Origin of the sequence: Streptomyces bullii (assembly GCF_042657145.1) — a bacterium.
In the GTDB taxonomy this organism is placed as follows: domain Bacteria; phylum Actinomycetota; class Actinomycetes; order Streptomycetales; family Streptomycetaceae; genus Streptomyces; species Streptomyces bullii.
This window is the reverse complement of the sequence record NZ_JBHSNY010000007.1, coordinates 53,417-65,998: the sequence shown is the minus strand read 5'-3', so window position 1 is coordinate 65,998 and position 12,582 is coordinate 53,417. Positions and strand designations below refer to the sequence as shown.

Here is a 12,582-nt window from a genome sequence, read left to right as displayed (position 1 = left end):
TTCCCGGCTCCGGCCGCCGCGCGTGACTTCGACGGGCCCGTCCGCTCCCTCTTCGGCGGCTCGTCCACGGCGGGTGTGGCGCGGCGGATCAAGGAGGCGGCTCGGGCCGACTGGGGCGCCCTGGACCCCGAGGCCGGACGACTCGCACGGCATCCTCCGGCACCTCAGGGACATGTACGACCGGTCGGCGAAGCCGCTCAGCCGGCGTCCGCTCCGGCGGGCGGAGGAGATCGTCACCGAGCAGGAGCTGGCGGCGGTCGGGACCGGCGGTCCCCCGACGTCGGGACCCTGCTGGACCTGCCGTCGGGCGCGCAGCGCGCCCTGCGCGTCCGCCGAGCGGTCCTCTTCGTCCTCATGACCCAGGCCTGAGGCGGCGACCGGGCTGACGGGCACCCCGGCCGTTACCTCCCGAGGACCCGCAGGGACCGCAGCAACGGCTCCAGCGACTGGACCATCTGCCGCGCACCGGCGTTCCGCAGGCACTTGGCCTTGCGCTCGTTGCGCGCGTAGCCGAGAAACGGCACACCGGCCTCGCACGCGGCCGTGAAGTCGCTGGGCGAGTCGCCGATCATCAGGGCGGCGGAGGGAGCGGCGCCCATCGCCCGCAGGGCCCGGTTGAGGCAGTCGGGGTTCGGCTTGAGCCGGTGCAGGTCCTGGGTACGGCCGTAGATGTGGGGGGCGAAGCAGGAGTGCAGCCCCCGGCCGGTCAGGTAGGTGCGGACCACTCGCGGCGAGTTGTTGGTGGTGATGGCCAGCCGTGAGCCGACCGCGGCCCAGGTGCGTATCAGCGGGTCGGCGTACGCGGTGGGCATGGCCGAGGACGCGGCCCGCAGCTCCTCCTGGGTGAGGCGTTCCTCCAGCTCCGCGACCAGATCGCTGCCCGGGTGGCGGCGGTCGACGGCGCGCAGGACGACATGCGGGTCCAGGGTCTCGCGCTCGGTCTCGGTCAACAGCCCGCGCAGGCCCCGGCTCTCCAGCCACTCCACCAGGTCCCCCGCTATCCGGCCCGCGGAGTGCCGGGCGAACAGACGGCAGATCGGTCCGTCGAAGTCCCAGAGCACGACGCGGGCACGTCTGGTCAGCTCCCCGAGTTCCCCGGGGTCCGTCAGGGTTCCGGCCGTCGCCGCTGCGGTCTGCGTCGCATCAGAAGTCACTAGGAGAGTGTCAGGTCCGACGTGATGGTTTCCCAGAGGGCGTCGAACCACTTCTGCGACTCCTCCACGAACGCCGCGTCCCGGCGGCCGGCCCGCTTCTCGAAGGAGAAGAGCAGGGACTCCGTGCCGAGCACGTCGTACATGTCCACCGTGCCGCTGTCCGTGAACTCCTCGCGCCGCGTGACCATGTAGTACGCGATCAGCGCCTCCCGCTGGTTGAGGAGGTAGAGCTTCACCGGCGGCGTGAACGGCAGCGCGCGGAACGTCACGTGGACGTCGATGCCGTGGGTGGAGCGCAGGGCGTACAGGTTGTGCCGCAGGACGTGGCCCTGGGCGTTGCGCTGGGCCAGCCAGCGCTCGTGGACCGGGTCGTCGTCGCCGTGCCCCTCGACGGAGATGGGGAAGGCCAGGTTGATGTCCCGGGACGGCAGCAGGACCCGGACGTCGATCGACTCGGGGCGTATGCGGCCCTCGTGGATCAGCCGGAGCGGTTCGCCCAGCGCCAGCATCAGCGTCTCGGCGGTCAGGCACGCCGCGTCGACCCTGACCCGCGGCACCTTGAACGCCTCCGTCAGCCGCGGCGCCAGCCCCACCATGGTCGGCTGCGGCCCGTCCCGCTCGGGAGCCGGCTCCGCGATCCGGGGCGGGCTGCCCTTGCTGACGTTGGTCAGCAGGCCGTCCTCCTGGAGTGCCCGCAGGGCCTGGCGCACGGCTCCGCGCTCCACGCCGAACTCCTCGGCGAGTTCCGCCTGCGTGGGCAGGCGCTGCCCCGCCCGGAGCTCGCCGACGCGGATGCGTTCCCGCAGGACATCGGCGATTTCCTGGGGCGAGAGCCTTCTGCTGCCGTTCACTGCCACGTTCTCCTGAGTCACGACCAAACGCTACAACTCGGATCCATCTACGGGGAGTTGTTTGAAAGTTGTTTATGAGTAGGGGCCAAGTGGGGACAACTTAGTCAGAGTTGGTTGCCAACTTGGTCGAGTTGGCGGAGGTTCTGCTTCCGAAGTTCGACCCCCCGGCGCCGCCGGCCGCACCATCAGCTCCCCGCCTCACCGCACCACCCCCACGCCCGTCCGTCCAGGAAGCCCGAAGGGGGAAAGACCGTGCCCGTCCTCGCTCTCCTCTCCGCCGTCTTCGTCATCGGCTTCGAGCAGCTCGTCCAGTGGAAGTACGGCGCCACCGGCCTCGTCGGCCTGCTCCTGCTCACCGTGGGCATCAAGGCCAAGAGCCCGGCGGTCAGCTCCGCCGGGGCGGTCGTGCTCGCGCTCCTGATGGCGGGACCCGCCCTGTGAGTGCCCGCTCTGCCACCGGCTCATCCCTGTGGGAGGCGTCAGCTCGTGAGCTTCAGCTCCGAACTGATCGTCTCCCACAGTGCGTTGAACCACAGATGGGACTGCTCCACGAAGGTCGTGTCGCGCAGCCCGGCGCCCTGCGAGAACGCGAACAGCATCTGCCGGATGCCCTGCGCGTCGTACATCACCAGGTGCTCGTGGCCGATCTCCTCCTCGCGGCGCGAGAGCGTGTAGTACGCGAACAGTGCCTCCGCGCCGTTGAGCAGGTACAGCTTCACCGGCGGGGTGAAGGGCAGGGCACGGAAGGATACGTGCACGTCGATGCCGTGCGAGCCGCGCAGGGCCAGCAGGTTGTGCTGAAGAACCTGCAACTGGGCGTTGCGCATGGCGAGCCACCGCTCGTGGATCGGGTCGCCGTCGCCGTGGCGGCCCCCGACCGGCACCGGGAAGGCGAGGTCGATGGTGCGGCTCGGCACCAGGACCCGGACGTCGACCTTGGCCGGTTTCAGCTGTCCGGCGTGGATCCGGCGCAGCGGTTCGCCGATGGCGAGCGTCAGGGAGACCGCGGTCAGGCACACCGCGTCGATCTCCACGTGCTCGGCGGCGAAGGCGGACCCGATACGCGGGGCGAGGGCCACCGTGGTGGGCAGCGGCGGGGCGGAAGGGCCGGTCAGCGCACGGACGGGGTCGGGGGCGACGGTCGCCGGGCTCCCCTTGGAGACGTTGGTGAGCAGATGCTCCGACTGCAGGATGCGCAGGGCCTGGCGCACGGCTCCGCGCTCGACGCCGAACTCGTGGGCCAGCTGTGCCTGGGTGGGCATGCGCTGCCCGGGCCGCAGCACTCCGGACCTGATCCGGGCGCGCAGTTCGTCGGCCACCTCGCGGTGTGTCCTCTGTGGCCGCTGCGACCTCTTCCGCTCAGTGACGGAGGCGTGTTCCGGGTCCACACCCAAACACTACAACTTCCCGCCATCTTTGGGCAGTTCGGTGAAAGGTGGTTATGAGCCGCTTCCAAGCGGAGATAAGGACTGTGAAGTTGGTAGCCAACTTGAGCAACATGGTCACACTTCGCACAAGGTTGGCCACCACGCTGACGAGGGACCGACCGGGCTCCCTTCCGGAGGGGAGCCGGGAGCCCGACCGGTGGGCACAGCCACAACTCCACATCGACAACCGAACACCGACCGCACAGCCACAACCGAACAACAACCGCATCGCAACGGTTCGCTACGGATGAGCGTCCCTGTCGTCGGCAGAAGGGAGCGGTCTCAGAACACGTCGGGGCACCACGGTCGCCTGGACGTACGCAGCAGGGCGTCGGCCTTCCGGGCGGCGCCCGCTCGTTCTTCCCGGATTCGGCCCAGCGCCGCGAGGCGCACCGCCGACTCGTCGCCCAGCCACAGCGTCGCCAACTCGCCCACCTCCAGCGCGAGGTCGGCGCTCCGCGTGGTCGGCGTGCAGGACCCCGTTCCGTCCTCGGATGCCTCCAGCAGGTACCGTCCGCCGGTCAGCCCGCCCCGGTCGGACACCTCCACCACCAGCGACCCCGGCGCCTCGTACGTCCGTGCCTCCAGGGCCCGTACGACGTCCAGGATCCGTACCCACAGCCAGTCCGCCTGCGTGGTGATGGCGGCCGCGCGCGGGTCCGGCAGGAAGAACGGGAGCAGGTCGTCGGGGGCGCGCCAGCCGGTCTTCACCCGGGTGATCCAGTCGATGGAGCACAGGTAGCGCCACAGGGCGCGCTCGGCGGCCGGGGTCACCGCGGTCAGCCACTTGACGCTCGCCGTGTTCAGCGGCTGCTTGCCATCGCCCCAGTTGTCGTCGGCCTGGTAGACGACCATGCCCTCGACCTCGCCGGCCGCCGACCGGTACACGGCGTAGAAGGGCTCGTTCCACGACGCCCAGAAGCGGACGGCTCCGGTGGCGAGCTTCCACCACAGCTCGTCGCGGCTGACGGCGCCCGGCTGGACGCGACGCAGCCGCTCGTGCAGCTCGGGGCCGAGCTTGCGGATGTCCTCGCCGTCCACGAGATCGACCCGGCCGCCGTCCTCCGGGCCCGCCCAGCGGGGGTCGAGGCCGGTGCGCGGTACGTCGATGGTCCACTCGGCGGCCCAGGTCGCGGGGCCGAAGCCGTACCGCCCGTAGATCGGGTACTCGGCGGCGATCAGCGTGGCGACGACGTCCCCGCGGTCCTTCGCGGCCGCCAGGTCCCGGGTCATCATCCGGGTCAGCAGGCCGCGGCGGCGGTGCGTGGGACTGACGGTGACGTTGGAGACGGCGTCGGCGGGCACGGGTGCGCCACCGACCGCGGTGAGCTCCTGCTCGAAGGAACGGAAGGTCGCGACACAGCGTCCGCCGTCGAACGCGCCCAGCAGGCGGCCGGGGACGAACTGACTGCGGCGGGCGTCGAGGACGTCGTCGGGGACGGTGGGTTCGCGCAGGAAGCCGGTGTTCAGCGCACGGGTCCAGTCGGCGAACTCGGGCTCGGTGACGGGGCGTACGTCGATGGCGTCGGTGCGGGGCGTCATGGGGGCCACGGTAGGTGGACGGGGGTGCGGGCGTCGCACCCTTTTTTCCGCACGGCCCCTCGCCTCCGCACGGCCCCTCGCGACGTCCGTACGCCCCTGGTCGCTTCCGCGCACCCCCTCGCTGCTTCCGTACGGCTGCTGGTGGCCTGGTACCGATGTCCCCCTCCGCGCAGACCACTCCCGCCCGTCAGAACACCGCCCGTGTCTCCCCCACCTCGCGCCCCCCGCCCAGCAGGGGCGCTCGGCCGATGCGGTCCACCACCGGCGCGTCGATCCCCATCACGGTCAGGGCACGTGCCAGCACCGGACCCAGCGCCCGGCCGGACCCGTCCTCCACCTTGAAGGCCAGTGCGCGGCCGTCCGGCAGCGCCACCGCCTGGACCGCCTCCGCGCCCATCTTGGACAGCGCGCCGGGCACCTCGCGCATCAGCCAGGTGTCGTGGCGGCGCGTGCCGGCGACGTACTCGGGGTGGGCGCGCATGGCGTCGGCGACACGGCGTTCGGCCGAGCCCGGCTCCGCCAGCACGAAGGACCGGTACGCCCGGGCCAGGCCGGTGAGGCTGATCGCCATCAGGGGCGCTCCGCAGCCGTCCGTGCCGACGGCGGCGACCGGCTCGCCCGCCGCGTCCTCCACCGCCCTGTGGATGATCCTCTGGAGCGGGTGGGCCGGGTCCAGATAGGTCTCCGTCGGCCAGTCCCGCAGCAGGCAGGCGGCGAGCATCGCGGTGTGCTTGCCGGAGCAGTTCATCGTCACGCGGTCGCGCGCCGCGCCGGAGACCAGGTACGTCTCCCTCTCCTCGGCGTCCAGCGGCAGGTCGGGCGGGCACTGCAGCCGCTCCGCGCTCAGGCCGTGCTCGTCGAGCATCTTCTGGACCAGGTCGCGGTGGAAGGACTCGCCGGAGTGGCTGGCCGCGGCGAGCGCCAGCCGTTCCCCCGACAGGTCCAGGCCCGCCCGCAGCACACCCGCCGCCTGCATCGGCTTGTTGCTGGAGCGCGGGAAGACGGGTGCCGTCACGTCCCCCAGCGCCAGCTCCACGGCACCGTCCGCGTCCAGCACCACCAGGGCGCCCCGGTGCCTCCCCTCGACGAACCCGGAGCGGACGACCTCGGCGAGAACGGGGGGTATCGCGGGTACGGACATCGGCGGTGGCCTTCCGGACGGGGCCGACCCGCCCCGGCCGACGGCCCGGGATCGCCGGGCCGTGTGCGTCACATGAGCAGGTCGTCGACTTGTGCTTCTCCTTCACGGTACCTGCGGGCGATCTCCGCACTGCAGTCGTCGGCCGTGCGCTGCAGCCGCTGCCGCCGCCGCGAGACCTGCTGCTCGTACCGGCCCAGCCGCCCCATCGCGGCGTTCAGCTCCAGGTCGGTGCGGGCGTCCAGGTCGGACAGCTCCACCTCGGCGAGCATCTCGGCGGCCAGCCGCCGGTACTCCTCGCCGTGCGGGGTGCCGAGTGTCACATGGCGGGCCGAGGAGCGGTGCCGCGCCGGGGCGTCCCGCAGGATCTCCGGCAGCCGGTCGACGACGGACGCGTCCGCCGGGGCGGCGACGGAGGCCGCGCCGGCCGGGGCGCGCCGCGCCAGCTCGGCGCGCAGGATGTCGATCCGCCCCTGCAGCAGCCGCCGTACGTAGCTCAGGTCGGCCTCGTCGCGCTGGGCCTCGCGGCGCAGCGCGCGCAGCTCCGCCAGGCTCAGGACGGCCAGGCCGGGCCCGGGCGGGTCCTGGGGCAGGGGCGGGCTGTCCGTGCGCTGGATGGGCGGACGGTGGTACTCCACGTCCCCGACCCCCGCGTGGGTCAACGAGACAGCCCCAGGCGGCTGCCCGGTACTCGATGTGCTCATGTGTCTCTACCGTCCCCTCGACCGGCGTGTGCGCAAGCATCGTGCCACCCTGACCGGCCGCCGTGTGACCGAGTGCTCACGATCCGCCCCGGATGGACGGTTAGGAGGAATAATGGGCCGACCGGGTCCCCGCGCGGACCGCACGCGGGCCGGGTTCCGCCGCCCTGCATCATGGTCGGTATGCGTGCAGTGGTGCAGAGGGTGGACGGTGCGAGCGTCGTCGTGGACGGCGAGACGGTGGGGTCGATCGAGGGCGAGGGGCTGTGCGTCCTCGTCGGCGTCACCCACGAGGACACCAAGGAGAAGGCGGCCCAGCTCGCCCGCAAGCTGTGGTCGATCCGCATGCTGCACGACGAGAAGTCGTGCAGCGACGTCGGCGCACCGCTGCTGGTGATCAGCCAGTTCACCCTTTACGGCGATGCCCGCAAGGGCCGTCGGCCCACGTGGAACGCGGCGGCGCCCGGCGATGTGGCCGAGCCGCTCGTCGACGAGGTCGTCGCGCAACTGCGGTCGCTGGGGGCGACCGTGGCGACGGGCCGCTTCGGGGCGCGGATGCGGGTGTCCCTGACGAACGACGGCCCGTTCACCGTGCTGCTGGAGATCTAGAACCCCCGGTCAGGGCTCGACCACGACCTCCTGGGCCGCCGCGGTGTCCCCCGCCACCAGGTGCGCGTCCACCGGGACGTTCCGCTTGACCAGGGCCAGGGCGACCGGCCCCAGCTCGTGGTGGCGTACGGACGTCGTGATGAAGCCGATCCGGCGACCGTCCGGGCCGTCGTCCGCGAGGCGGATCTCCGTACCGGGCGGCGGCAGGTGGACCTCGCTGCCGTCCAGGTGCAGGAAGACCAGCCGCCGCGGCGGCTTGCCCAGGTTCTGGACGCGGGCGACGGTCTCCTGGCCCCGGTAGCAGCCCTTCTGCAGGTGCACCGCCGAGCCGATCCAGCCCAGCTCGTGCGGGATCGTGCGGTGGTCGGTCTCGAAGCCGAGGCGCGGCCGGTGGTGCTCGACGCGCAGCGCCTCGTAGGCGAGGAGCCCGGCGGGCGGGCCGGCCTTCTCGGCGTAGGACTCCAGGTCCGCGCGGGGCAGGAAGAGGTCACGGCCGTGCGGGGTCTCCCGTACGACGACGCCCTCGGGCACGTCGGCGATGGAACCGGCCGGCAGGTGCACCACCGCGAACTCTGCGGTCCGGTCGGCGACCTCGACCCGGTAGAAGAACTTCATCGACTCCAGGTACGCGATCAGCGCGCCCTGGGTGCCGGGCTCCACGTGCGCCCAGACCGTCTCACCGTCGTCCACCAGGTACAGGGCGTGCTCGATGTGGCCGTGCGCGGACAGGATCAGCGCCTCGGTGGCCCGGTGCGGCGGGAGCTCGCTGACGTGCTGGGTGAGCAGGAGGTGCAGCCAGCCGAGTCGGTCCTCGCCGGTGACGGTGACGACGCCGCGGTGGGACAGGTCGACGAAACCGGTGCCGTCGGCGAGGGCACGCTGCTCGCGGAACAGGTCGCCGTAGTGGGCGGCGACGCCTTCGTCCACGCCCTCGGCGGGGACGGCGCCGGGCAGGGACAGCAGGGGGCTCTTCATATGCCTAGCCTACGACTCGGTATTTGAACCCTTCAGGGAACAGTCCCCGCACTGGCCGAAGATCGCGAAGTGCTTCATGTCCGTGTCGAAGCCGAACTGCTCGCGCAGCTTCGCGGTGAACTCGGCGGCCACCGACAGATCCGCCTCGATGACGTTGGCGCAGTCGCGGCAGACCAGGTGGATGTGGTGGTGCCGGTCGGCGAGGTGGTAGGTCGGGGCGCCGTGCCCGAGGTGGGCGTGGCTGACCAGCCCGAGTTCCTCCAGGAGCTCCAGGGTCCGGTAGACGGTGGAAATGTTGACCCCCGACGCCGTCTTCCGCACTTCGCTGAGGATGTCGTCGGGGGTCGCGTGCTCCAGGGTGTCCACGGCTTCGAGCACGAGTTGCCGCTGCGGCGTCAGCCGGTAGCCACGCTGCCTGAGGTCGCTCTTCCAGTCGGTGCTCACCACACCAAGAGTCTAGGACGCTTTCCCGGAGGGCCCCCTGCTCGCCCACGTGAAGAAGGCGATGGCGCCTACTTGAAGAAGGCGATCCCGTCGTCCGGCAGGTCGTCCGGGAGGGCCTTGGCCCAGCGCTCGACCTCCTCCGGGGTGACGACCTTCTTCAGGTGCGCCGACATGTAGGGGCGCAGCTCGACCTCGGGGGTCTGCTTCTCGCCGACCCACATCAGGTCGCTCTTGACGTAGCCGTACAGCCGCTTGCCGCCGCTGTAGGGCTGGGAGGCGCCCGTGCGCGCCACCGCGTCCGTGACCAGGTCGATCTGCGGCTTCCTGTCGGCCAGCTCGCCGTACCAGATCTCGACGACGCCGTCGTCGCGGGTCATCGTCACCTCGACCTTGCGGTCGGCGTCGACGCGCCAGTAGCCGTGCTCGGACTCCAGGGGCCGGACCTTGTTGCCGTCGTTGTCCAGGACCCAGGTGTGCGAGTGGTACTCCAGGAAGTCCCGGCCGTCGTGCGTGAAGGTGACCTCCTGACCGAAGTTGCACTTCTCGGCGCCGGGGAAGTCGTGCACGCCCGCGCCCGCCCAGTTGCCGAGCAGGAAGGCGAGGGGCACGAGGTCCTTGTGGAGGTCGGACGGGATCTCGATCATGAGCAGCAGTTCCTAGAGAGGGGTCAGCGCTGGCCCTGGTACAGCTTCTTCACGGTCAGTCCGGCGAAGGCGAGGACGCCGACGGCGACCAGGACCAGCAGGATTTCGAAGAAGAGTTCCACGGGATGCTCCTCGGTGAGCGGAGGGGTGTGCGGGACACAGGGCCGGGCCCCAGCTTACGCGGCCGGGACCCGGTGCTCCTTGTGAGGTACGTCAGCGTGCGGTACGTCAGCTCAGCAGCTGGCTCTGCAGCGTGACCGTCTGGTGGAAGGGGACGGGGTGCGCCTCGCCCTTGCGGGACTGCACGACCAGCGCGAGGGTGTCCCCGGCGGCGAGATAGGCGTGCCGGACGTGCTCCGGGCCGTACGGCTTGTGCTCGACGTACGCCACGCGCTGGACGTGGTCGACGTTGGCGTCGTCGGGGAACTTCTCGTCGTGCACGGACAGCTCGGTGCCGCTCAGCTGGTACTTCGGCTGCGCGTAGGGGGCCAGGTAGGGCCCGAGGAACTCGTCCGTGACGGACGCGGTGTCGAACTGGAGCAGGTAGATCCGCGTCCGCGTGCCGTCCTGCGTGGTCCAGCCCCGGGCGGCGATGTGCCGCAGGCCGTGGTCGGTCAGCTTCTGCCGGAGCTCCTCGCCGTCCTCCTTGTCGGCGTACTCGGCAAGGAGGTCCTTCGTCGCCAGCCAGCCGTCGGTGCCGCGCAGGCCCGCGTCCTCCTTCGCGCCCTCGGGCGCGGGCAGCAGCAGGGCGCGCAGGTCGGCGTGGTGCGTGCCGGCCAGGTTGGTCTCGGCGAACGGCCCCGGGCGGCCGGAGGGCAGTGGCGGCTTGGTGAGCGTCGGGTAGGCCCAGCGCCCGTCCGACTCCGTCGCCAGCCCCGGTACCTCGGTGCGCTCCAGGCGCGTGATGCCGTACGCGGCGGAGGTGCCGACCGCCGCGAAGACGGTCACGGCGGCGGCCCAGCGCAGGACGGCCCGCAGCACGCGACGGTCCTTGCGGACCTCGGCCGGGGGCTGCGGCTGCAGCTGCTGTTCTTGTTGCTGTTGTTGCTGCTGCTGCTCGGTCATACGGCCTTCCCCGGCTCGGAGACACGGTCGAGCTGCTCGGTGAACAGCCCCGCGGCCCCCTTGGTGTCGAGTGGCTTCGCGCCGTCCGCGGTCGCGGTGACCAGGACGTTGCCGACGTACGCGGAGCAGAACATCGTCTCCAGGTCCTGCTCGGAGTCCTTCGGCGGCAGGAAGCAGTGGGCGTTCTCGTGGCCCTCGATCTTCGGGCCCTTCCGCAGGACGTCCAGGGCGGCGAGGAACTCGCTCTGGAAGCGCGCCACGTCGCGCACGGCCGCCCTGTTGTCCATCCGGGCCAGCTCGACGCGCATGGTGAAGGCGTCGGCCGTGAAGGCCGGGGCGAGATCGGTGGTGCTGACGTAGCTGCGCATCGCCAGACCCGTGATGCGCTGCCGGTCGATCGCCTTCTCCAGCCGCTTGCGCTGGGTACGGGGCAGCCCGTTCAACGCCTCCTTGCGCAGCGCGGTGGCCTCCTCGCCGCTCAACGCGGCGTCCGCACCGAACCGACCGAGATCCGGCCCACGGCCCCACCGGGTGTCATACGGCACGAGCATCCCGGCGAGCGGGGAGCCGCCGGCCTTCTCACCGCCCTCTGCGCCGGCCCGGGTCCTGCTGCGGGCCTCGTCCTTCGGGAACTCCCAGACAGCCGCCCCGGCGTCCCGATCGGCCCCCTTCACCGTCACGACGGTGTATCCGACACCCGCGACGACGGCGACCGCCAGCAGCGCGGACGTACCGAGAACGCCGACGCGGCCACGGCGCAGGCGCAGGCGCTCGCGGACGGGAGTCGGGGTGGGGGTGGTGACTGGTTCGGGGAGGGGGGTGGGTGCGGCCGGCGCGGCGGCTACGGGTGCCGGGGCAGGTGCGGGTGCCGGGGTGGGGCCGGATATCGGGGCGGGCGCGGGCCCAGCCGCGGACGCCGGTGCGGGCGCGGACGTGGCTGTCGGCTCCGGTGCGGGCCCCGGCTCAGGCACCGGACCGACTGCGAGCCCGGGCTCGGGCGCGCCCTCGGCCTGCGGGCCGGCGAGGGGGGTCGGCGCAGGTGCCGGTTCCGCCGTCGGCGCGGGCGTGGGGCTCGGGGCCGTCGGCGGGGTGGGCTGGTGGGACTGGTTGTCGGTCACAGTCGCTCCATCTGCCGTTCGGCCAGGTCCATGATCTTCTTCTTGGGGATCGGCCTGGTGTCCGTGATCCAGATCTCCATGGCGATGTCGCCGCGCCAGGCGAGGGCCTTGGCGGTGTACTCCGGCAGGTAACCGGGGGTGGTCTCCGGGCGGTTGTGGACGTACGCGCGGCCGTTCTCCGTGCCCGGGATGCCCCAGCTGTCGGTGTCGTCCTCGTCCTCGGTCCAGTACTGGTTGCCCTCGCTGTTCGCGGCGGCGCCCAGGCCCTCCTCCTGCCGGAACTGGATCAGCCGGATCTCCACCACCGTCGTGCTGCCGAGCTCCCAGCCGGTGACGGCGGCGCGCCGGAACTCGTCGCTGATGAGCTCGCCGAACGCGTGGTCCGGGTGCTCGTAGAACTCCGCGTAGCCGTCCAGGTCGAGCCAGCCGTCGTCGCCCATGAGGTACTCGGCGTCCTTGGCCCCGCGCGGCTTCTTCAGCAGCAGCTTCCGCAGGTCACCGTCGGTCTTCACACGCCGGTCCTGTGCGGCCGTCAGTGGCTCGGGTCCCTCGCCCTTCGCCTGCGGCAGCACCGGCTGCGACAGCGACGGCAGCTCGGTGGGCTCACGCTCGGCCTGGAAGAGATATCCGGCGCAGGTGCCCGCGACCAGCCCCAGTGCGGCGGCGACACCGATCAGCGCCGCGGTACGTCCGCGCCGGCGCCCGCCGGAGACCGACCCGGACCCGTCGGCGGCTGCCCGCTCCGGTCCCGCGCCCGCCTGCGCCGAACCGGGCGGTCTCGGCGCATCCGGGGCGTCGACCACTTCTTCGGGTTGTTCCAAGACGTCCCCCCACAGAAGGTGAAGCACGCATTCCGTATGCGCGCGCACAGGAGACCGTCGGCCAAGGCCCCTGGTTGTGGCGACGTTGATTAC

14 protein-coding genes are annotated in these 12,582 nt (G+C 71.7%); 2 read left to right on the top strand and 12 right to left on the bottom strand.

Going from position 1 to position 12,582, the window contains the following annotated elements; all coding sequences use genetic code 11:
- Positions 1 to 401: 401 nt before the first annotated feature.
- The gene (locus ACFPZJ_RS20725) at positions 402 to 1,154 is read right to left on the bottom strand and encodes an HAD family hydrolase (RefSeq protein ID WP_381023664.1); all 753 of its coding nucleotides are present in this window, start codon (positions 1,152 to 1,154) and stop codon (positions 402 to 404) included.
- A complete protein-coding gene (locus ACFPZJ_RS20720) occupies positions 1,154 to 2,032 on the bottom strand; it encodes a GntR family transcriptional regulator (RefSeq protein ID WP_381023662.1) in 879 nt (292 codons plus the stop codon). Before ACFPZJ_RS20720 ends, ACFPZJ_RS20725 begins: the two co-directional genes overlap by 1 nt.
- Before the next feature lie 225 nt (positions 2,033 to 2,257).
- Here ACFPZJ_RS20720 and ACFPZJ_RS20715 point away from each other — a divergent pair, with 225 nt between their 5' ends.
- Positions 2,258 to 2,446 (top strand): hypothetical protein, encoded by a 189-nt coding sequence (locus ACFPZJ_RS20715; RefSeq protein ID WP_381023660.1) that lies wholly within the window; start codon positions 2,258 to 2,260, stop codon positions 2,444 to 2,446.
- Positions 2,447 to 2,484: 38 nt separating this feature from the next.
- Here ACFPZJ_RS20715 and ACFPZJ_RS20710 read toward each other — a convergent pair whose 3' ends face one another.
- The 4 genes from ACFPZJ_RS20710 to ACFPZJ_RS20695 all read right to left on the bottom strand — a co-directional run bounded on the left by ACFPZJ_RS20710 (position 2,485) and on the right by ACFPZJ_RS20695 (position 6,816).
- On the bottom strand, positions 2,485 to 3,399 hold the full coding sequence (locus tag ACFPZJ_RS20710; protein ID WP_381023658.1) for a winged helix-turn-helix domain-containing protein: 915 nt from the start codon (positions 3,397 to 3,399) through the stop codon (positions 2,485 to 2,487).
- 315 nt (positions 3,400 to 3,714) lie between these two features.
- On the bottom strand, positions 3,715 to 4,974 hold the full coding sequence (locus tag ACFPZJ_RS20705) for a GNAT family N-acetyltransferase (RefSeq protein WP_381023655.1): 1,260 nt from the start codon (positions 4,972 to 4,974) through the stop codon (positions 3,715 to 3,717).
- A gap of 187 nt (positions 4,975 to 5,161) precedes the next feature.
- Complete coding sequence (locus tag ACFPZJ_RS20700) at positions 5,162 to 6,115, bottom strand: asparaginase (RefSeq protein ID WP_381023652.1); 954 nt, start codon at positions 6,113 to 6,115, stop codon at positions 5,162 to 5,164.
- A gap of 68 nt (positions 6,116 to 6,183) precedes the next feature.
- On the bottom strand, positions 6,184 to 6,816 hold the full coding sequence (locus ACFPZJ_RS20695; protein ID WP_381023649.1) for an RsiG family protein: 633 nt from the start codon (positions 6,814 to 6,816) through the stop codon (positions 6,184 to 6,186).
- A gap of 180 nt (positions 6,817 to 6,996) precedes the next feature.
- Between ACFPZJ_RS20695 and dtd the strand changes: the two genes are divergently transcribed.
- A complete protein-coding gene (dtd, locus tag ACFPZJ_RS20690; protein ID WP_381023647.1) occupies positions 6,997 to 7,422 on the top strand; it encodes a D-aminoacyl-tRNA deacylase in 426 nt (141 codons plus the stop codon).
- Between the two features lie 9 nt (positions 7,423 to 7,431).
- On the opposite strand, the gene ygfZ is transcribed toward dtd, so the two are convergent.
- The 6 genes from ygfZ to ACFPZJ_RS20660 form a co-directional block, all read right to left on the bottom strand.
- Positions 7,432 to 8,397 carry a CAF17-like 4Fe-4S cluster assembly/insertion protein YgfZ gene (gene ygfZ, locus ACFPZJ_RS20685; protein ID WP_381023645.1) on the bottom strand — a complete coding sequence of 322 codons (966 nt, stop codon included), beginning with the start codon at positions 8,395 to 8,397 and terminating at the stop codon, positions 7,432 to 7,434.
- A 9-nt stretch (positions 8,398 to 8,406) separates the two neighbouring features.
- Positions 8,407 to 8,844, bottom strand: a complete 438-nt coding sequence (locus ACFPZJ_RS20680) for a Fur family transcriptional regulator (RefSeq protein ID WP_381023643.1) — start codon at positions 8,842 to 8,844, stop codon at positions 8,407 to 8,409.
- A gap of 65 nt (positions 8,845 to 8,909) precedes the next feature.
- Positions 8,910 to 9,485, bottom strand: coding sequence for a heme-binding beta-barrel domain-containing protein (locus ACFPZJ_RS20675; protein WP_381023640.1), 576 nt, complete (start codon positions 9,483 to 9,485; stop codon positions 8,910 to 8,912).
- Between the two features lie 228 nt (positions 9,486 to 9,713).
- Positions 9,714 to 10,550, bottom strand: coding sequence for a hypothetical protein (locus ACFPZJ_RS20670; protein WP_381023637.1), 837 nt, complete (start codon positions 10,548 to 10,550; stop codon positions 9,714 to 9,716).
- Positions 10,547 to 11,668, bottom strand: coding sequence for a hypothetical protein (locus tag ACFPZJ_RS20665; protein ID WP_381023634.1), 1,122 nt, complete (start codon positions 11,666 to 11,668; stop codon positions 10,547 to 10,549). Before ACFPZJ_RS20665 ends, ACFPZJ_RS20670 begins: the two co-directional genes overlap by 4 nt.
- Positions 11,665 to 12,489: a hypothetical protein gene (locus tag ACFPZJ_RS20660; protein ID WP_381023632.1), complete on the bottom strand. Its 825-nt coding sequence runs from the start codon at positions 12,487 to 12,489 to the stop codon at positions 11,665 to 11,667. The genes ACFPZJ_RS20665 and ACFPZJ_RS20660 overlap by 4 nt, the downstream gene beginning before the upstream one ends.
- Positions 12,490 to 12,582 lie beyond the last annotated feature (93 nt).